This is a genomic window from Armatimonadota bacterium, assembly GCA_037138755.1.
In the GTDB taxonomy this organism is placed as follows: Bacteria; Armatimonadota; Fimbriimonadia; order Fimbriimonadales; family Fimbriimonadaceae; genus Fimbriimonas.
Genome location: JBAXHT010000001.1, coordinates 152645 through 173254, shown reverse-complemented (window position 1 = coordinate 173254; position 20610 = coordinate 152645). Strand labels below are relative to the sequence as shown.

At 55.5% G+C, this 20610-nt stretch carries 15 protein-coding genes and 1 tRNA gene; 9 read left to right on the top strand and 7 right to left on the bottom strand.

Going from position 1 to position 20610, the window contains the following annotated elements:
• Positions 1 to 171: 171 nt before the first annotated feature.
• Positions 172 to 246 (bottom strand) — tRNA-Ala (locus tag WCK51_00755).
• Between the two features lie 109 nt (positions 247 to 355).
• Between WCK51_00755 and WCK51_00750 the strand changes: the two genes are divergently transcribed.
• Entirely contained in the window at positions 356 to 3100 is a 2745-nt protein-coding gene (locus tag WCK51_00750) for a family 78 glycoside hydrolase catalytic domain (protein ID MEI7575395.1), read from the top strand.
• A gap of 3 nt (positions 3101 to 3103) precedes the next feature.
• Here the strand turns inward: WCK51_00750 and WCK51_00745 are convergent, their stop codons facing one another.
• Positions 3104 to 4087: a glycosidase gene (locus WCK51_00745; GenBank protein MEI7575394.1), complete on the bottom strand. Its 984-nt coding sequence runs from the start codon at positions 4085 to 4087 to the stop codon at positions 3104 to 3106.
• Positions 4088 to 4304: 217 nt separating this feature from the next.
• On the opposite strand from WCK51_00745, the gene WCK51_00740 reads away from it, so the two are divergent.
• From WCK51_00740 to WCK51_00730, 3 genes are all read left to right on the top strand, one after another.
• Positions 4305 to 5096 carry an alpha/beta hydrolase gene (locus tag WCK51_00740; protein MEI7575393.1) on the top strand — a complete coding sequence of 264 codons (792 nt, stop codon included), beginning with the start codon at positions 4305 to 4307 and terminating at the stop codon, positions 5094 to 5096.
• An 80-nt stretch (positions 5097 to 5176) separates the two neighbouring features.
• Entirely contained in the window at positions 5177 to 6778 is a 1602-nt protein-coding gene (locus WCK51_00735) for an efflux RND transporter periplasmic adaptor subunit (GenBank protein MEI7575392.1), read from the top strand.
• A complete protein-coding gene (locus WCK51_00730; GenBank protein MEI7575391.1) occupies positions 6775 to 9897 on the top strand; it encodes an efflux RND transporter permease subunit in 3123 nt (1040 codons plus the stop codon). Before WCK51_00735 ends, WCK51_00730 begins: the two co-directional genes overlap by 4 nt.
• Positions 9898 to 9947: 50 nt before the next feature.
• On the opposite strand, the gene WCK51_00725 is transcribed toward WCK51_00730, so the two are convergent.
• Complete coding sequence (locus WCK51_00725; GenBank protein MEI7575390.1) at positions 9948 to 10979, bottom strand: glycosyltransferase; 1032 nt, start codon at positions 10977 to 10979, stop codon at positions 9948 to 9950.
• A gap of 24 nt (positions 10980 to 11003) precedes the next feature.
• On the opposite strand from WCK51_00725, the gene WCK51_00720 reads away from it, so the two are divergent.
• The 5 genes from WCK51_00720 to idi are packed head-to-tail and all read left to right on the top strand — an operon-like array spanning position 11004 to position 15302.
• Entirely contained in the window at positions 11004 to 11747 is a 744-nt protein-coding gene (locus WCK51_00720; protein MEI7575389.1) for a carotenoid biosynthesis protein, read from the top strand.
• 28 nt (positions 11748 to 11775) lie between these two features.
• Positions 11776 to 13227: a phytoene desaturase family protein gene (gene crtI, locus WCK51_00715; protein ID MEI7575388.1), complete on the top strand. Its 1452-nt coding sequence runs from the start codon at positions 11776 to 11778 to the stop codon at positions 13225 to 13227.
• Positions 13224 to 13895 (top strand): 1-acyl-sn-glycerol-3-phosphate acyltransferase, encoded by a 672-nt coding sequence (locus tag WCK51_00710; protein MEI7575387.1) that lies wholly within the window; start codon positions 13224 to 13226, stop codon positions 13893 to 13895. Before crtI ends, WCK51_00710 begins: the two co-directional genes overlap by 4 nt.
• Positions 13892 to 14791 (top strand): phytoene/squalene synthase family protein, encoded by a 900-nt coding sequence (locus tag WCK51_00705; GenBank protein MEI7575386.1) that lies wholly within the window; start codon positions 13892 to 13894, stop codon positions 14789 to 14791. Before WCK51_00710 ends, WCK51_00705 begins: the two co-directional genes overlap by 4 nt.
• Positions 14781 to 15302 (top strand): isopentenyl-diphosphate Delta-isomerase, encoded by a 522-nt coding sequence (gene idi, locus WCK51_00700; protein ID MEI7575385.1) that lies wholly within the window; start codon positions 14781 to 14783, stop codon positions 15300 to 15302. The genes WCK51_00705 and idi overlap by 11 nt, the downstream gene beginning before the upstream one ends.
• Here the strand turns inward: idi and hutI are convergent.
• From hutI to hutU, 4 genes are read right to left on the bottom strand one after another with little or no spacing between them, the layout of a single operon-like run.
• Positions 15292 to 16473: an imidazolonepropionase gene (gene hutI, locus WCK51_00695; GenBank protein ID MEI7575384.1), complete on the bottom strand. Its 1182-nt coding sequence runs from the start codon at positions 16471 to 16473 to the stop codon at positions 15292 to 15294. The two genes, idi and hutI, sit on opposite strands and share 11 nt — an antisense overlap.
• A complete protein-coding gene (gene hutG, locus WCK51_00690) occupies positions 16458 to 17357 on the bottom strand; it encodes a formimidoylglutamase (protein MEI7575383.1) in 900 nt (299 codons plus the stop codon). Before hutG ends, hutI begins: the two co-directional genes overlap by 16 nt.
• Positions 17351 to 18883 carry a histidine ammonia-lyase gene (gene hutH, locus WCK51_00685; GenBank protein ID MEI7575382.1) on the bottom strand — a complete coding sequence of 511 codons (1533 nt, stop codon included), beginning with the start codon at positions 18881 to 18883 and terminating at the stop codon, positions 17351 to 17353. Before hutH ends, hutG begins: the two co-directional genes overlap by 7 nt.
• Positions 18880 to 20568, bottom strand: a complete 1689-nt coding sequence (hutU, locus tag WCK51_00680) for a urocanate hydratase (protein ID MEI7575381.1) — start codon at positions 20566 to 20568, stop codon at positions 18880 to 18882. The genes hutH and hutU overlap by 4 nt, the downstream gene beginning before the upstream one ends.
• Positions 20569 to 20610 lie beyond the last annotated feature (42 nt).

Genomic DNA, 20610 nt, shown 5'->3' with positions numbered 1-20610 from the left:
CAAAGGATTCAGTGTGGACAAGCAACCAAGGGATGCCACACTAGGTTGACCTGGATACACCTTCGTTGTGCAGTTTGAGACGATCCTCGATGCCACTTAAGAATTAGACGCAAATAACCTGATCTTCGGATATCAGACGCGGATGTAGACCGTGCGAAAGGTCTCATGTTTTGGTGGAGGATAGGGGACTCGAACCCCTAACCCCCTGCTTGCAAAGCAGGTGCTCTCCCATTGAGCTAATCCCCCACGACTGTTCGCTGTGCAAAGCACTGCGATTCGACAGGACTTATATTATACCAAAGCAAGTTTTGGAAAGCTACGCCCCCGCAAAGCGAAGTTCAGATAGACTCGCGCAATGTTGGCTTCGATATGCGCTTTAACGGCAGTGGGGACGACGATGAGAAAAGTGCTGACGATCGAGCCGGTAGAGTTGCGTTGTGAAGGTCGAGTCAATCCTCTTGGAATCGACAGCTCGGCCCCTCGCCTAAGTTGGGTTTTGCAGTCAAAACCGGGGGTCCGAAATGCCAACCAAGTCGCCTACCAAATCCTGGTAGCAAGCTCACCAAAACTGTTGCAACGCGGTCAGGGTGACCTTTGGGATAGCCGGCGAGTTGAGAGCAGTCAGCAGAACAATGTCCCTTATCGGGGCAAGACTCTTCGGACGGGCCAAGAGTGCTTTTGGAGAGTGCAAATCTGGGGTTCCGATGGAGCCATAGCCTCAAGCAAGCCATCGAGGTGGGAAATGGGGATGATGTCTCTGCACGAGTGGCAAGCCAAGTGGATCTCCGACGGGAAACTTGCTCCGACGACAGAAGCTGACTTCTACGCGGATAGCCCCGCGCCGCTGTTGAGGAAAGAGTTTGGGTTGTCCAAAGAAGTTGCGAGAGCAAGATTGCTGGTTTCTGGGCTTGGCTACTACGAGGCATCGTTGAACGGCGAGAAGGTCGGAGATCACGTGCTCGACCCAGGCTGGACGCGGGTTGAGGATCGAGTTCTTTACAGTGTTTTCGACGTCACAAAGCAACTTGTGAAGGGTCAGAACTGCCTCGGCGTGATGCTTGGCGATGGCTGGTACAACCCACTTCCGTTGCGACTGTTTGGCAGGTTCAACCTACGAGAAAGCTTGACGATTGGGCGACCAAGGGTGATAGCCCAGCTTAACGTTGATTTCAAAGATGGCTCCAGCCAAGTCGTGACTACCGACGAAAGCTGGCGAGTAGGAGAAGGGCCGATTCTTCGAAACAACGTCTATCTTGGCGAAGTTTATGATGCACGTAGAGAGCAAGCAGGCTGGAACAAAGCGGACTTTGATGACGCCAACTGGCGTGCAGCCAGCCCTGCGGCTGACCCAATCGGCCGGTTAGTCTCACAATCTCAACCTCCAATTCGGGTCACCTCGACTTGGACTGCAGTTAAGGTAAGCAATCCAAAACCCGGAGTCTATGTTTACGACATGGGTGTCAACTTTGCGGGCTGGGTGCGGCTGAAAACCGAGATTGACGCGGGAACGAGAGTCACTCTTCGCTACGGAGAACTGCTTTACAAAGACGGAATGCTGAACCCCATGACAAGCGTCGCGGGGCAGATCAAGTACAAGCGCAAGGAAACCGGGGAAAGCGTCGGTGGACCCGGTGCTCCAGAGGTGGCGGTGCAAGCGGATACGTTTATCGCCAAGGGCGGAAAGGAAACGTACACTCCAAAGTTCACCTTCCATGGTTTCCGCTATGTCGAGATTACGGGACTGCCCAGTGCGTTGCCGTTAAGTGCAGTCACCGCGATGAGGCTCAACTCGGATGTCGAAGGTGTCGGCGAGTTTCAGTGCTCAAATTCGATGCTGAATGAGGTTCAGGCGATGTGCCGACGGACGTTTTTGTCGAACATCTTCAGCGTTCAGTCGGACTGTCCGCACCGTGAGAAGCTCGGCTACGGCGGAGATATCGTCGCGACCAGCGAGGCGCTTATGGCGAACTATGATATGTCACGGTTCTACGCCAAGGCGGTTCGGGACTGGTCGGATAGTGCGCAGCCCGATGGAATGTTCACGGACACTGCCCCCTCCATGGGGATTCAGTACTGCGGTCTCGTCTGGGCGATGGCTCCAGTTCTGCTGGCGGATCAGCTTTATCAGTACTACGGCGATCGCGAGATCGGCGAAATGGAGTATTCGGCGGCAAAGAAGTGGATGGACCTAGTGGAGGCAAGGTATCCGAGCGGCATTGTGACGGATGGTCTCAGCGACCACGAAGGTTTAACTGATACCCCTCCTGGACCCTTCGTCACGCCGCACTACTATCAAACAGCAAGCCTCATGGCAAAGACGGCGGCCCGAATCGGAAAAGCCGAAGATCGGCGGCACTTCCTAGCCTTGGCAAAGAAGATCCAGCGAGCATTTCTGGAACAGTTCTTCGACGCAACTACTGGAAAGGTTGGGACAGGAACTCAGACGAGCCAGGCCATCGGCCTCTACACGGGGATCATCCCGGAATCTGACCGAGAACGAGTCATTGCTTATCTTATCAACGAGATCCATAAGGCGAAGGATCACCTTACGACGGGGATTCTGGGGACGAAGTACATGTTTCAGGTTCTTTCGGACGCTGGGCACACGGAGCTGGCGTACAAGATCGCAACTCAACCCGACTTCCCGGGCTGGGGATGGATGCTCAAAAACGGAGCTTCGACCCTTTGGGAGCACTGGGAGTTTAGCGACAATACGTTTTCCCACAATCACCCGATGTTCGGCTCCGTGAGCCAGTGGATGATGAACTGGCTGGGCGGCATTCAGCCGGCCCCGGACGCCGTGGGGTTCGACAAGATTGTGATTCGCCCGCAGGTTCCCGAAGGCGTGGATTGGGTGAAATCGAGCTACCGATCGGTGCGAGGGAAGATTGTGAGTAACTGGAGGCGGGTTGGGGAATCGATTCGGTTTGAGATTGTGATTCCCCCCAACTGTTCAGCGCAGGTGGTTTTGCCTTTGGGTTCCGATGATCCTATTTCGTTGGGCGGAACCGGTAAGCCAGTCGAAGGTATCAAGCAGGTTTCAAATGGGCGGGCCGAGTTTGCACTCGGCTCGGGTCGTTACGAATTTAAGTTGAAGTAGCACCTAAACCGGTTGCACGGGTTCAGTCGTACTGATCCCTTCGGTTCCATTACGATCGAGCCAGTTCAGCATTTGCTTGATACTTCCCGTGGCGAGGCAGACGCTGGTGTCGGAAGCACCGTAATAGACGTTGATGGTATCGCCATCAGCGCCGACGGTGTACCCGGTCGGGAAGACGACGTGACTGACATCGCCGGTGACTTCATACTGCGCTTCCGGGCCAAAAATCCATGGTTGACCTCGAAGGAGGCAGATCTCGGGATTGGCCTTGTCAAAGAGAGCAAGTCCCACCCGATAGAGCGAACCGGAGGCGTGGTGTCTGACGCCGTGATACATCACAAGCCATCCTCGGTCCGTTTCGATTGGAGGGGGTGAAAGGCCGATTTTGTTGGCATCCCACCATGATCCTCGGTGGGCAGGAAGTAGGATCACGTGTCCGCCCCAGTTTCGGAGGTCGGGCGAAAACGAAAGCCACATGTGTGATCCGCTTTCGTTGGAGGGACGGTGGATAAGTCCAAATTCGCCGTTGAACATGCGGGGGAAGAGGGCCGCATCTTTGTCGTCGGCTTGCATAATGAGGCCGAATCGCTCGAATTTCTTGAAGTCCTTGGTGGAGGCGATGGCGACACCTGGGCCGGATTTTCCGAACGCCGTGTACGCGATCATGAATTCTTCGAGGTCGTACATGTAGGTGATCCTCGGGTCTTCGACCCCCCAGAGCTCTTCAGGATAGTTTTCTGGATCTGGCTCGAATGTCGGTTCGGAGTCAATCACCCAGCCGTCTACACCGTTTTGAGACCTCGCAGCACATAAGTGCGACATCCCTCGACGATCTTCGACTCGGCAGAGCAACAGCGTGGTGCCATCTTGCAGAGTTGTGGCTCCGGGGTTGAACACTGAGTGGATAGGATAAGGCCAGTCTGCGGCGGTCAGGATCGGGTTTTTGGGGTGCCGATGGAGTAGCACCTCGTACTCACTTGGTCTCATAACTCTTCCGAAGTCACAGGGGTGCTTCGTAGGCTAAGGGTTGCTTGGGCGCGGTTCGCGGTTCTCCAGTTGATACCAGACATAACCCTGGGTACTCCGCTGAACCCTCGCTGTCGCGCAAGATTGGTAGATTCGGCGGGCCGTAGACAATCCCTGGCGCGACCACCGGGAAAAGTGGAACCAAGAAGCCCAACTGAAGGGCTAAACTTTCGAAGTCATGCTAACCGCCTTGCTCTCGTTTGCTGTAATCGCCCAAGAGACAATTGGCTACGATCTCAACAAGGACGTTGCGTATCGGGTCAAGTCGAGCGATGATTACGTCAACGAGAAATGCAAACTTGACCTTTACGTGCCCAAAGGGAAGATAGATTTCGCGACCGTCGTTTGGTTTCACGGTGGCGGGCTGACGGGCGGTTCGAAGTGGGTGCCGGAGGCCCTACGGAATCAGGGGATCGCGGTCGTTGCTGCAGGCTATCGGTTGAGCCCAAAGGCAAAGGCTCCTGCCTATATCGAAGACGCAGCGGCGGCGGTCGCCTGGACGGTTCAAAACATCGAGAAGTACGGCGGCTCGCGAACGAAGATCTTCCTGAGCGGACACTCAGCGGGCGGATATCTGGCGAGTATGGTCACTCTCGATAAGCGCTGGCTCAAGCCTTACGGTGTCGATCCGGATTCCTTTGCCGGGCTGATTCCATTCAGTGGTCAGTCGATCACTCACTACACGATCCGGCAAGAGCGGGGGATTCCGGAGCGCCAGCCGGTTGTCGACGATCTTGCTCCGCAATATCATGTGCGAAAGGATGCGCCGCCAATTCTGCTGCTGTCAGCGGATAGGAACAAGGAGTTGTACGGCCGCTATGAAGAATCTGCTTACTTCTGGCGGATGTTCAAAGAAGTCGGCCACCCGTCAGTCGAACTCCTTGAGTTTCAGGGTTACGACCATGGAGGAATGCCAACCCCCGGGTTTCCAATCTTGCTTGAGTTTATGAAGAAACACTCCAAGCTTTGAGCTGAGGATTTCCGTTAAGTTATGAAAATCTAGCGCGAGAACTCCTCTCACCATCCTTCGTTTGAATAAGCTGGAGTGAAATGCGACGCGGTACTGTCTTAGGTTGGGGGTTGGTTGTTCTGCTGGGCGGAGCGGTTGGCTGGAAGTACAAGACCAAGAGTGCCGCTGAGGGTGCCGCTAAGAGTGGACCTCCAAAGGGTGCGAGGACTCCGGTTGTAGAAGTGGCTGAGGCGGTTGCGGGGGAAATTGTTCTCAAGCTGACAGCATCCGGAGCATTGGAGTCACCCAACCGAGTCGAACTTGCTCCCCGTACTTCTGGTCAGATTGCATCAATTTCCGTCCGGGAAGGCGACCGAGTCTCCGCTGGTCAGGTGCTGGTCAAGTTGGACCAGGGAACAGCGCTCGCGACCCTGGCGAATGCAAAAGCGGGCTTGGCAGAAGCGAAGTCGAGGCTGGCCCAAGCCAAGATCCAAAAGAGTGCGACTGACTCAGGCGTCGCCGGAAACCTCGATCAGCAGAACGCCGTGATGATCGCAGCCAAGAACGATTTGAACCTGGCGACTCAAAACTTGAGGAGTCAGGTTGAGGTCGCCGAGGCGGCGGTCAAGGTCGCGGAATCTCGAGTTGCGACCGCAAAGGCGGCTCAGAAATCAGCCGAAGCAACGGTCGCGCGCGAGCAAGCGTCACTCGCAAACCAGAAGAGCCTTGTTGAGCGACAGCAGTCGCTGTTTGAAAAAGGGTACGTGTCGGAGCAGGATTTGAACAACGCGACAACCCAACTAGAAGTGCAGAAACGACAGGTTGAAGTAGCGGTTGCAGGAGCGGATTCGGCTCGACAGCAAGTGAAATCTGCGGATGCCGACTTGGGTTCGGCGAAAGCGTCTTTGGGCCAAGTGAGTCGAACGGGGCAGACCGCGATCTCGAACGCCGAAGCGAGGCTGAACCAGGCCAGGGGATCGGTCAAGGTGGCCCAAGGAAACCGTGCACAGACTCCCGCTTTTGCCGAGAATATTCGCGCTTTGGCCGCGACGGTTGCGGCAGCGGAAGCTCAAGTTTCTACCGCTCAAGTCGCAGTGAGAGAAACGTCGTTGCGTTCACCAGTAGATGGTGTGGTCTCGTTGCGGAGTGCTGATCCTGGAGCGTTGGCGTCTCCGGGAACGGCGGTCTTGGTGATCCAGTCGGATGGCTGGCTGTTCTTCCGGGCATCGCTTGCGGTCGAGCAATCAGGGCGCATCTCGGTCGGCTTTCCGGTTGAGCTGACGCTAGCGAGCGGCGAGAAGCTCAACGGCAAAGTCGCAACGATCGCCGGCGTTGCCGACCCAACAAATCGCCGGGTGAACGTGCTCGTTCGAGTCACTAACAATGCACGAAACCTCAAACCTGGTGCTTTTGGCGAAGCTTCGTTTGTATTCAAGCGCGTCTCGGCGGAGTGTATCGTCCCGAAGGAAGCCATTGTTGAGGGATCTGTTGCAGTGCTGGGTGAAGACAATAAGGTTGCCCTGCGTCCAGTCGAAGTCGGCGAAACTGACGGGAAACGAGTTCAGATTCTGGCAGGCGTCAAGCCGGGTGAGAAGGTGGTGACGATGACCTATAGCCGCCTCAAAGACGGTCAAGAAGTAAAGGTGCCTGGCGCGAAAGGCTCGAAGCAGGACGATAAGAAGAGTAAGGGCGAAAAGAGATGAACATCGGGCGGCTGGCAGTCACCCGTCCGGTTGCGGTCACGATGCGGATCGCAGCGCTCGTTCTGCTCGGCTTCATCCTCTTCCTTCGCATCCCGATTGACCTGTTGCCAAAGGTCGATATTCCGATCGTCAACGTCAACATCAGCTGGCCGAACACGAGCCCGGAGGTGATGGAGGTCCAGATTGCTCGGCCAGTAGAGCAGGCAGTGAATACCATCAAAGGACTGACAATGGTCAGTTCCAACTCGGGTCTCGGGTTCACGAGCATCCGGTGCCAGTTTGACTACGGCGTGAACATCGACACGGCTGCGGTGGATGTCTTTCAGCAGGTTCAACGAGCGCAACGCTCGTTCCCGCGCGATCCGAACATCTCGTCGGCGAACATCTTCAAGTTCGACCCTTCGACAACTCCGATTCTGGTGTTCGGAGTCTCGTCCGAGAAGTCCGATCTTGTCACCTTGCGGAGGCGGCTCATCAACGAGATTTCGCCGCTGATCGAATCAGCGGGTGGCGTTGCATCGGTTTCCATAGGCGGTGGTCAGGATCGCGCAATCATGATCGATGTCGATCCGGCAAAGCTGGATGCACGTGGGCTCACGATCCCGCAAGTCGCCCAACGGATCGAGCAGGAAAACGTCTCGCAACCCGCGGGAATTGTAAAAGAAGGCAAGTCTCAATACAACTTGCGGAGTGTGGGCTATTTTCGTTCTGTTGATGAGCTTCGCAACCTACCGCTCACCAACGCAAACGGCCAACTCGTCCGACTTAGCGAAGTCGCCAATGTGCGCGACGCAAGCCAGGACATCACCAATTTCATCCGCGCGAATGGCGATCCGGCTATGAGCATTGGGATCACGCGCCAGAACAGCGCGAACACGGTCGAAGTTGCCCGGAAGGTCAAAGAGGCGATCACCAAGATCGAAACCCGGTTTCCCGATCTCAAGATTCAATTGGTGTACGACCAGTCGTCGTTCATTGAGAAGTCAATTCTGGATCTGCAGGAGACCGCCATCATCGGAGCCGTCCTCGCGATCCTGATTATCACGTTCTTCTTGCGAAACCTGAAGAGCACTTTCGTTGTCGCGCTGTCGATTCCGATCAGCATGATCTCGACGTTCTCGCTGCTTTACTTCTGCGGCTTCACTCTTAACACGATTTCGCTCAGCGGCTTGGCCCTGGCTTCCGGACTGATCGTCGATGACGCCATCGTGGTGTTGGAAAACATCTACCGGCACATTGAACGGAACCGGTCCACCGCCCGTGAGGCAGCGGAGACCGGAACGAATGAGATATTGACTGCTGTTTTGGCCTCGACCTTTACGGTCATGATTGTGTTTCTCCCGCTGATTTTGCTTAGCGGGCAGACCGGACAGGTTTTCACACAGTTTGCTTTAGTCGTCATCTTCTCGATTGGGATTTCGCTGTTGGATGCGACGACGGTCGTTCCGATGCTCGCTTCGCGCATGATTTCAACGCAAGAGGTGCTGGAGGAATCTCATCCCGAACTTCGTGATCCAAGCAAGAAGCGGTCCATGATGATCAAGCTTTTTGACTGGTCAGGGCAACGTCTCGAGCACCTCGATCACAAGTACCGTGCGACTCTGGAGTGGGCACTTTCTCGCCGGCTGAGAGTCGTCGGTATCGGTGTAGTCTCAACTTTGCTAGCGGTCCTTCTTTGGCCGTTAGTTCCTCGCGAACTGCTTCCACCGTCTGACTCCGGAAACATCGATCTTCGACTCAAACTCCCGATTGGAACCCAGGTCGAAAAAACAAATGAGGTGATGCTCAAGATCGAGAAGACGTTGAGGGAGGACAAGGTCGTCGAAACCGTCATCTCGGGGGCCGGGGCGAACGTCGGGTTACGGGGCGCGGGCGGCGGAGCACCCCAAGAGGGTTCTGCCACGATCAAGCTGAAAGATGACCGGAAAGAGAAGACAGCTGATGTGATCAAGCGGCTCCAAAAGCAATTCGCTAGCATTCCTGGCGCCCGTGTTCAGATGAACGTCCTCGACGTAGTTCAGCGGATTCTGGGCAACAACAGCGGAGTCTCCATCGATGTTTACGGGCAGAATCTTGACGAGCTGACGGACAGTGCGAGGACGATTATGGCGGCGATGTCAGAGGTTCCAGGTTTGCAAAACGTGGACATGAACGTCCAGGACGCGCTTCCGGAGGTGCAGTGGCAGATAGATCGCGACAAGGCACAAAGCCTCGGAATCTCGTTCAGCACAGTAGCGGATGTGATCGCAGCCGCAACCAACGGGCGCCAAGCGACCTTTTACCAAGAGAACGGTTTCCAGTATCCAATCTTCGTGCAAGTCCCTCAGGTTCTCCGCAACACAACGGAGGAGATCAAGCAACTCATCGTTCTTCCTAGGGCAGGTGACCGCGCCGGGGTAACCCTTGGGCAAGTGGCGACTCCGGTCTTTGGGGTCGCCCCGAACCAGATTGCGCGGCAGAGAGGGCAGAGAATCATTACAGTTTCGGGCTCGGTGCTGGACCGCCCCTTGGGTGAAGTTCAGGATGAAGTTAAAGCAGCACTCGCTAAGGTTCAACTTCCGCCGACCACGAGTTGGGAGCTCGGCTTCCAGCAGCAGACTCAGCAGGCCGAGTACGCCGGTCTCGGACTCTCTATTTTCCTGGCGGTCGCGCTGATCTATATGCTGCTTGCATCGCAGTTTGAATCGTTTATTTATCCGCTCGTTGTTCTGGTTTCGGTTCCGCTATGCGGAATCGGGCTGGTTTTGGGCCTGTTCTTCACGGACCGATCGTTCGGTCTCACCGGCTTCATCGGGTTACTGATGCTTGTCGGGATTGTCGTCAAGAATGGAATTTTGCTGGTGGACTATACGAATCAGCTTAGGGCGAGCGGTCTTGACCGCAAAGAAGCTCTGCTCACTGCAGGTCAAACTCGGTTGCGGCCGATTCTGATGACCACGCTCTGCGCAGTTTTCGGGATGCTCCCGCTTGCAACCGGAATCGGTTCAGGCTCAGAAATGTATGTCCCGCTGGCGACGGTTGTCATCGGTGGGTTGATCACTTCGACTGCGCTGACGCTGCTTATTGTCCCCGTTGTCTACTCGCTGTTTGACGACATTCAAATGAAATTCCAAAAGTAACTCCGGCTGCCAAACCGGACTTTCGGAACCGGCAGGCGGGCTGAGCTACTCTAAGTGTAGGTTCGTCCTTTCCAGGTTCGAAGTCCTTTCTTCTTTTGCACCAGGGAAACCAGAATCGTCACCGCCGCGCCGGTGATCGTCAGCGGTATCAACAACGCGGTCCACGGCGTGAACCTGGTGATTCGGTCGGCGAGTGCCTTGCTGAGCACGAGGAGGGCATAGCAGCCAACTCCTCCGAGCACCCAGCCCCAAGCGATGAAGAGCAAAAAGAGAGCTAGGAAAAGCGATGCTAAGGGGTGCCCGGCAATGTCTGCCGAGTTCTTACACATCCCCCGAAACGCCTCGGGCAACGTCCGGTACATCTGCACTTCGAGAATTCTGGAGAGGTTTAAAACATCAACCTTTCGCCCGCGCTTGGCAAGGAGCCGACCGATCTTCACGTCTTCCAGAATCTCTCCTTTCACCTGTTCAAACGGCTGCAATTCGAAGAGAGTCGATCTTCGCCAGGCGACAAATTGGCCATTTGTGAAGCGGTTGTGCCCTTTGCCGGTCATCGCCACTAACCCAAACGGGTTAGTGGCGAGCAAGATCCAGGTCACCCAGCCGAGATACGCAGGTTCGAGTCCAGCCCCGGGCAGCATCCGAGGGAATCCAGATACCACCTCGGCATCGGTCGTGAGAAGATGGCCGGAAAGCTGCTCGGCAAAACCCTCCAGAGGGCGAGTGTCCGCATCGAGAAACACGACCCAATCGGCCTTAGCCTGCTGAGCAAGGTGGTGACAGGCATTGTTTTTTCCCGTCCAGCCCGTCGGAAGCGGTCCTTCTGACGAAATCACCGTAGCCCCGAGCCGAGCCGCCACCGCCCCAGTTTCGTCGGAGCTGTCGTCGTTGAGGACAGTCACCTTGACTCCGCTTGCCAATAGTGGAGGAAGCACCATAGGCAAGTTGTCTTCTTCGTTGCGAGCAGGAATCATCACCTCGAAACAAACGCGCGAGGGCACCTTCGGCCGGCGCATGAAGAGCAGGTTTCCAGCCGCCACTGCAACGAGGAAGCCGTACATACCAAACAAGACAAGCGCCATCAACGAGCCTCCTTGGTACAGTAGATGAGCGTGAAATTGGAACTTTGGCAAGCGAGGTTAACAAAGGTGTATATCGCCTGCGTGCTGTTCTCCTGCTTCGGAGTCGCGGCCCAGAAGTTCCTGAGGACCGACCCAGGTCCGATAGCTCCAATCATGAGCGCGCTGATCATGCTCACCGGGGCAGGTTCTATTGCAATTTCCATGAGGTCTTGGCGGTCTGTGGGTTGGGTGATTGCCATAGGAGCCATTGCCGAGATCGTCGGATTGTTTACCGCATTTCCGTTTGGGCGTTATGAGTATACAGATCGCTGGGTTCCGACCGTACCGCTAGGAATGGGACACCGCTTCCCGCTACTGCTTCCCCTGGCTTGGTTGATGATGGTCGGCGGGAGCTTCCTGTTCGTTTCTCGATTTTGGAAGGATTGGCGACTGGTCTTGGGAACTGCGATTCTAGCTGCTGCGATAGACATTCCGATGGAGCGCGCGATGACCGATGTACTGGGCTATTGGAAGTGGATCCCGCCAGGTCCGCTTTACGGGGCCCCAATTTTGAACACGGTCGGTTGGGTTTTTGTGGGTGGATTGGCCGCAATCGGGCTTCGCCAAGTTGCGGCGGTGTCGGGATCCTCTCGATTGGTTCTGCCCTTTTTTTGCGGTTTCGTTGCCTGGAACGGATTCATCACGGGGTTTGACCCCGCTTGGTTATCGCTTCTTGCGTTCTCGGTTTGGCTCGGATTGCCACAAAAACAAAACATCATTGGCGAATGATCTGATGATCTTGCCGTAGAAGGCTGATATGTCGAAGCACTTTGTCGTGGTGGGCGCCGGAGTTGGTGGGTTAGGAGTCGCAATGCGACTCGCTCATCGCGGGCACCGCGTCACAGTGGTCGAGAAGACCGATGCCGTTGGTGGTCGAAATCGCCGAGAGCAAGTTGGAGAGTGCCGATTCGATGGTGGCCCCACGCTGCTGATGATGCTTGATCCGTTCAAGAAGCTGTTCAAAGATGTCGGTGAAGACTTTGACGTGAGAGTTCCGAATCGGCTTTGTGATCCGAGCTACCGAGTGTTTTTTGCCGATGGAACTCGGTTTGATGGAACTACGAATGTTCCGGTGATGACCGAACGAATTCGCGAGATGAGCGGCGACAAAGAGGCTGCTAAGTATCCAGGATTCCTTTCGGAACTCAAGGACCTCTACGAAGAGTCGATTCCGAACTTCGTTCGCAAGAACTACCGCTCGGTGTGGGATTTCGCGAGTCCTTCGCAGCTCAAGCGGGTGCTGCAGCACAACATGCTTGGAAACCTGGCGAAGCGCGTCAAACAACGGTTTGACGACAAGCGGCTCCAGATGATCTTCAGCTTCCAAACGATGTATCTCGGTCTCTCGCCAAACGATGCGCCCTGGGTTTATGCCACGTTGGCTTATATGGAGTACGGCGAAGGCATCTTCTACCCGGAAGGAGGCCTCGGTTCGATCTCCGATACGATGGCGGAGATTGCTCATGAGAAAGGTGTACAGATTCGACTGAACTGTCCGGTAGACCGCATCGAAGGCAAGCGCGTCCATCTGGTTGGCGGAGAAATCATCGATGCTGATGCAGTTGTTGCGAACGCCGATATGCCCTACGCCCAGCGGGAGCTATCAGCGGCGCCATCAAAGCGTAACCTGCGTTACTCCTGCTCCGCGCACCTGATGTACATCGACTACGAAGGCGATCTGGAGGGTTTCGAGCACCACAACGTGGTGTTCGGTGCCGACTTTGATGGCAATCTCGACTCGATATTCCACAACCTCCGGCTTCCAGAAGATCCGGCGTTCTATGTCTGCATCTCCAAGCGCAGCGACCCCAACGCTGCGCCGGACGGGAGAATTAACTTGTTCGTTCTCGTGCCGTGTCCGAACCTGGATTACCCAATGGATCAAGGAATGATCGACCAGCTCGAAGGCACGGTTTTTGATCGGTTGGCAAGGGAGGGTGGATTTGATCGATCCAAAGTTCGAGAGATCAAGCGGCGCGGTCCGAACGAATGGAAGAGCGAACTGAATCTTGAGCGAGGAGCCGCGTTTGGGATTAGTCATGATCTCTTTCAGAGCGCATTCATGCGACCACAGAATCGGAGTAAGTCGAACCCCGATCTCTACTTCGTCGGAGCTAGTACTGTTCCTGGCAACGGACTGCCGATGGTATTGATTTCAGCCGAACTCATCGAAGAGCGTCTGATCCATGAAGGAGTGATTGCCGGATGAGCACGCAGACCGAGGGTTTTGTAGGTGGGCTAGTGGGTGGCATGATTCGCCGCTCGGTTCGAACACGCCTTCGGAACCTGTACTGGTCTGCGCCAAAAGAGACTCTTCAGGCGCCCGTGATTTTCTACTGCAACCATCACGGTTGGCTCGATGGCTACATCATGTTTCATGTCGTCGAGAAACTCAAACTCAAAGCACTTGACTGGATCGAGGAGTTTGACGCCTTTCCGCTGTTTTCTAAGGTCGGAGGGATGCGGTACGCCGCCGGCGATACGACTGGACGCGCGGGGACAATCAAAAAGACGATTCGCCTGATGAACTCTGAGCAACAGTCTTTGATGCTCTTTGCAGAGGGCATTTTGCACCGTCCACCACATATTTGGCCTCTCGGCAAGGCACTCCAACTCGTTGCGGAAAAGGTGAAAGGGGTAACGTTAGTGCCCACCGCCATTTATTACGAGCATTCGATCCACGAGCGCCCGGAAGCCTGGGTCAGTTTGGGCACGGCGCATTCGTTTTCTTCTCTGGAAAATTGTCATGATCGGTTATCAACCGAGTTGGCCAATCTGAAGGAACGCGTCGCGACCGGCGAAGATTTTTCGGTACTCGCGAAGGGAACCGGCGACGTGAATGAGCGAATGAGCATGAAGAGGTTTGCCAAGAAATGAGTTACGCAAGCCGCAATGATATCGAGCTGTGCAGAAGGGTCCACAAGAAGTTTGGGACGACATATTACTACGCCACTTTGCGGTTCCCAGCTAAGATCAGACGACGAGTTCATGCGATCTATGGCTTTGTACGCATCGCCGACGAGTGGGTAGATAACCCCGGCGGACTTACGTTAGAGCAACAGCGCGCAAATCTTGAGGATTGGCGTAATCAAATGGTTCGTGGTTTGGCTGGTGAGCGTCCGGAACATTGGGCGATGAGAGCCTTTTGCGACGCAGTTGCCGAATGTGGGATTCCCGTCGAAGAGGCGCACTGCTTCATCGACGCCATGATCCAAGACATTGATCAGGCTGAGTACGAAAGGTACGAAGACTTGCGAGGCTACATGCGGGGTTCCGCGTGTGCGATTGGGGTGATGATGTGCTACGCAATGGACGCTCCAACAGACGAAGACACAATGCTTCGAGCGAAAGCACTGGGTGAAGCGATGCAGCTTACAAACTTCCTCCGCGATGTAGGAGAAGACCTTCGTGATCGGAAACGGGTGTACCTGCCGCGCGAGGACATGGAACGGTTCGGTGTCTCACGAGCAGATCTCGAACGAGGGGTTGTGACGCCAGAGATCGAAGCTCTCATGAAATTTGAGATTGATCGCGCCCGCGAGCTCTACCGATTCTCCGATACTGGCACTTACCGCTTACCGCGGAGGATGCGAAAGGCCGTCCTCGTTGCTCGAATCCTGTACTCCGAAATTTTGGGGCGCATTGAGGCTAATCGTTACAACGTGTTCACCAAACGGGCTCGGACGTCAAAGCGGCAGAAACTCTTCTGCGCCGCCAGGGTGGTTGCCGACGATGAGCGTGTGCTGATCCATTTGGTGGCGCATGGTCGATGAGCTTCTGCAGGTCGTGAACGACCGAGGCGAGACGATTGGCTCCATTGGTAAGCTCGCTGCTCATCAAAACGGTGGGACTTGGCACCGGGCGATTTCTGTGTTTCTGTTCAACGCAGCGGGCCAACTGTTGATTCAGCAACGCGCGCTTTCGAAGTACCACTTTGCCGGAAAGTGGGCGAACAGTTGTTGTTCGCATCCTTGGCCCGGTGAAAGCACAATGTCTGCGTCGGTCAGGACTGCAGAGCGTGAACTCGGAATCGAAGTCGAACTGAAAAAACTCGGGGAGTTTCGCTACTCCGCTTCCGATCCGGTTTCCGGATTGACCGAGAAGGAGCTGGACAGCGTCTTCGTTGGCCGCTGGGATGCGGAAGTACCGTTTTCAGAAGAGGAAGTTTCTGCGATCCGCTGGGTCTCTCTGGCCGATCTGCGGTCAGAGCTCGCCACTCGGCCCGAGGATTTTGCTCCCTGGCTCGGGTTGATCTTGGATGGGTTTGAAGAGCTTAGTCGTTAGGCAGGAACCCACCAATGTAGGTTCCGAGGCAGGGATTGACACCGAAACTCGATGCTATTGCCCGAGGATGGTCAACGTTAAAGAGAGCGAAATCAGCCCGCTTTCCTAGTTCAATTGTGCCGATTTGGTCTTGCATTCCCAGAGCCTTGGCCGCGTTTTTTGTTACTCCCTGAAGGGCTTCTAGAGGGCTCAGGCCGAAGAGGACGCACGCCATGTTCATGCACAGAAGTAGCGAAAGGCATGGGCTGGTCCCGGGATTGTGGTCGGTCGCTACCGCCATTGGAACTCCATGTTCTCGAAAGGCATTGATGGGTGGCTTTTGAGTTTCACGGAGATAATAGAAAGCTCCGGGGAGAAGAACCGCGACGGTTCCGCTCTCTTTCATTTGACGCACAGATTCTTCCGAAGTGTATTCAACGTGATCCGCTGAAAGTGCTCGATTTTGGGCTGCGAGACCCGCCCCGCCGAGGTCCGATAGTTGATCCGCATGTAGCTTAACAGGAAGTCCAAACTTCTTTGCGGCATCGAAGACGCGTTGGGTTTGGGAAGGTGAAAACGCTACGCCTTCGCAGAACGCATCGACCGCTTCGCAATTGTTGGCGAGGGCGGGAATGATGACGTTGCACACTTCATCAACGTAACTGTCCGTATTTGACTTGAACTCTGGTGGGACAGTGTGGGCAGCCAGAAGTGTTCGGCGGATGTTTGCCCCAAGTAGCATTGAAGCAACCTTGAGGATCTTGGCTTCGGACTCAAGATCCAGTCCGTATCCTGATTTGACTTCGACAGTAGTGACTCCCTCTGAAGTGAGCCTATTGAGTCTCTTTTGGGCAAATATTCGAAGCTCACCTTCGCTTGCGTCTCTGGTTGCCGCGACAGTGCTCAGAATGCCTCCGCCTCGATGAGCGATCTGTGCGTAGGTGTCGCCAGAGAGTCGGGCTTCGAACTCGTTGGAGCGATCTCCAGCATAGACGAGGTGGGTGTGGCAGTCAATCAAGCCGGGGGTAAGCCACGTAGTGGTGGGGATAGGATTCCTAGTCGGGGTGACGGAGTTGATTAGACCATCTTTGCAGTCAATGTCATGGTTATAGAGAATCCCGTAGTCTTCGCCGACCATTGTGGCAACGTTGACATTATGAATTGGCATAAATGGATTCATGACGGCTTCCATGCTCTCACTACTTCCCAGATTAAGCGAGCTGCGGTTCGGGCGGTGCGGTTATCGATGTCGTATCTAGGGTTTAGTTCAGCAACGTCGAAGACTCTCAGTTTTCCGCTCGCCGCTGTGATTTGGAGAATCTGATTGATGACATCAAAGGGCACACCTCGCGCCGCCGGAGCCGAAACGCCGGGGGCGACTGAGGCTGGTAACACATCTAAATCGAGCGAAACGTATAAGTGATCAACCTTGTCGAGAGCGACCCGTACTTGCGCGACCGGAGCCTGATCAAGATCACGGTCGAGGACATAATGTGCACCCATCGCGTCGGCTCGCTCAAAAAGCGATCTACCGTTGGCGGCCTCGCTGATTCCGAGCGCGAGGTAGTGGGTGTTGCCGCCCCCTAGTTCAAGTGCCTGGGCGAATGGGGTTCCCGAAGAGGGCTCGCCGGGTCTCAGGTCGAAGTGAGAATCCAGGTTAATGATTCCGATCCGGTCGCCTTTGCCCACCAGTTCGGATTTAGTCAGCCCTAGGTACGAACCGAATGCGATCTCATGTCCACCGCCGAGGCCGATAGCGAGGTTCTCGGTATTGATGCTCTGAGCGATTCTGTCGGCATAGATGAGCTGAGCGACTTCAAACTCATGGCTCTTAACAGTGACGTCACCACAGTCGAACAGGTCTGACCGGACAGTCGCAAGGTTAGACATCATTGCCCGCAAAGCAGCAGGCCCCTCTGACGCACCCAGGCGTCCTTGATTCCGCCGAACTCCTTCGTCGCCCGCAAATCCTGAAAATGCGACGCCCCCTCTAGTTGATTGTGCCCATTGCCGAACCACTTGATGCCAGCGTTCGCCGGGTTCGTCGTCCCTTCCAGACCAGCCAGGGACTAGCAATCTGCCTCCTGGAACGAAGGCAGCACTCCTTGGCTGAATGAGGTGAGCAGATCGTCGTGAATCATCTTCTCGATCGCGGCAAAGTCACCGCCGAAGAAGCGATCTTCATCGTACGGGGCGACGCGGTCTCTGATGAGTTGGTGGACGGCCTCTAAAGCCGAAGAAGTTTTGAGCGGACGATGAAATTCGATGCCTTGGGCGGCGGCAAGTAGTTCAATCGCGATCACGTGGCGCACATTTTGGGCAATGGTCGCGAGTTTGCGGGCAGCAAATGTTGCCATGGAAACGTGGTCTTCTTGGTTGGCACTTGTTGGGATTGAGTCAATGCTGGCAGGGTGACAGAGCGTCTTATTCTCGCTGACCAGAGCTGCCGCAGTGACGTGGGCGATCATAAATCCGCTGTTAAGACCGGGCTTTGCTACCAAGAAAGCCGGGAGGCCGGATATCGCCGAATCGATCAGGAGAGCTATCCTTCTTTCTGCAAGTGATCCAATCTCGGCGCACGCCAGAGCCAGCGTGTCGGCAGCAAAGGCCACCGGCTCCGCGTGGAAGTTTCCACCGCTCAGTACTTCGATCGTGTCCGAGAAGACAAGCGGGTTATCGCTCACCGCATTAGCCTCGATCGTCAGAGTTCTGGCAGCATTCTGGATGATTTCAAGGCAAGCTCCCATTACCTGGGGTTGGCATCGAAGGGAATACGGATCCTGAACTCGATCGTCTCCTTCTCGGTGAGACTCTCTAATCTCGCTTCCGGAGAGGAGGTCTCGGTACAACCGAGCGACAGTCACCTGAGTTGGGTGCCCTCGCACCTCATGGATTCGAGAATCAAACGGCTCGTCTGAACCCTTTGCGGCATCCACACTCATTGCTCCCGAAACGATTGCCGCCGCGAACGCTTGCTCGGTCAAAAAGAGCCCTTTCAGGGCGATCGCTGTGGAGACTTGGGTTCCATTGAGCAGTGCGAGACCCTCCTTCGGACCAAGGTTAATCGGTTTAAGCCCCGCCTTCTGAAGAGCCGCAGAAGCGGGTAGCCGCTCACCTTGATAAATCGCTTCTCCTTCGCCTAGCAATGGCAACACGAGGTGCGCAAGCGGAGCCAGATCGCCGGATGCACCGACAGATCCTTGGCAAGGGATGCAGGGCCAGACCTCGGAGTTGTGCATCTCGATCAGAGCTTCGATTACCTCACGTCGAATCCCACTGAAGCCTCGCGCAAGCGACGCAATCTTGAGGACAAGGATCAGCCGGACCGTCTGGTTGTCCAACAATTCTCCAACTCCGACGGCGTGGGAGCGAACAAGGTTGAGCTGCAACTGAGAGAGCTGGTCGTTCGGGATCTGTACCTTCGCTAGTTTTCCAAAACCAGTATTGATTCCGTAGGCAGGATCGCCCTTTCTGACGATTTCTTGTACCGTTTGGGATGAAGCTTCGACGGCAGCCCAGCAACTATGATCAAGTTTAACGGGCGCAAAATGGTTTGCCAGTTGGCGCAGATCACCAAGTGGCATTTCGCCAGGTTTGATCAACGGTTCACCTCGGGAATCTTCACTTCCTGTTTGAGGGCAGTCTCTTTCGCGATGTGATAACCAGCGTCCGAGTGCCGGAAGACGCCCATAGCTGGGTCATTCCAAAGCACCCGCTTGATCCTTTCGTCCGCTTCAACAGAGCCGTCTGCGACGATGACGACCCCGCTGTGTTGGGAATACCCCATCCCGACCCCGCCTCCGTGATGAAGGCTGACCCAGGTCGCACCCCCGCTTACCGCAGTCATGGCGTTCAGAAGCGGCCAGTCGGAAACCGCATCGGAGCCGTCCATCATCGCTTCGGTCTCGCGGTTCGGGCTGGCTACAGAGCCGCAGTCCAGATGATCCCGGCCGATGACGATCGGAGCCTTGAGCTCGCCAGTGCGAACCATTTCGTTCAACGCAAGACCCGCTAAGTGACGCTCACCAAGACCCAGCCAGCAGATGCGTGCGGGAAGTCCCTGGAAGGATATTCGCTCCCGGGCTTGGTCTAACCAGCGGTGAAGATGTACGTTATGGGGGAAGAGAGACCGAATCTTTGCGTCCGTCTTGTAGATATCTTCTGGATCGCCGCTCAGTGCAACCCAACGGAAGGGACCCTTGCCTTCGCAGAATAGTGGTCGGATACAAGCCGGGACGAATCCAGGGAAGTCGAATGCGTTTGACACACCTTCGTCCAAGGCGACTTGCCGAATGTTATTCCCGTAGTCGATGGTCGGAACTCCCATCTCATGAAAATCGAGCATTGCGCGTACATGAGTCGCGCACCCCCTGGCGGCGTCTTTGACCAAGAGAAGCCGGTCAGCGTCGGTACCTTTTCGATGTGCTTCCCACTGATCGACCGTCCAACCAGCCGGGAGATAGCCATTAAAGAGGTCATGCGCCGAAGTCTGATCAGTAACGGCATGGGGTTTTGGCCCGCCGTTTCTGGCGAGCATAACAAATTTTGGCATCATCTCGGCGGCGTTTCCGAGCAGCCCAACCGAAGTCGGTTCGATCGCAGTTTGGATGATCGCCAGTGCTTGTTCAATTGAAGTTGCCTTATGATCAACATATCGTGTGCGTAGCCGGAAGTCGATGCGCGACTCCTGACACTCGATGACGATGCAGTGTGCACCCGCCATCACCGCAGCCAGGGGTTGAGCACCGCCCATTCCGCCGAGTCCAGCGGTTAGAATCCATTTGTTCGACCAATCACCGCCGTAGTGCTGGCGACCAAGCTCCATGAATGTCTCGTAGGTCCCTTGCACGATGCCCTGGGTTCCAATGTAGATCCATGACCCAGCCGTCATCTGCCCATACATCATGAGGCCCTTCCGGTCGAGTTCGTTGAAATGCTCCCACGTCGCCCATTTCGGCACGAGGTTGGAGTTTGCAATTAGGACACGAGGTGCATCTGGGTGAGTCCGAACCACCCCGACAGGCTTGCCACTTTGTACAAGGAGAGTCTCGTCGTCGTTAAGCTCTTGCAAAGCGGCAAGAATCGCATCGAAACAGGCCCAGTTCCGAGCGGCTTTGCCGATGCCACCGTAAACAACCAGGTCCTCCGGTCGCTCGGCGACGTCAGGGTCCAAGTTGTTCTGGATCATGCGGTAGGCAGCTTCGGTGAGCCAGCTTTTGCAGGACAACTCGGTTCCACGGGGGGCGCGAACGGTGCGGGCGGAACTCAACGACGGTGTTGTGGACATATGAGCCTCGGTGGTTAGAAGGTACCTCGCAACGAGTTGGAG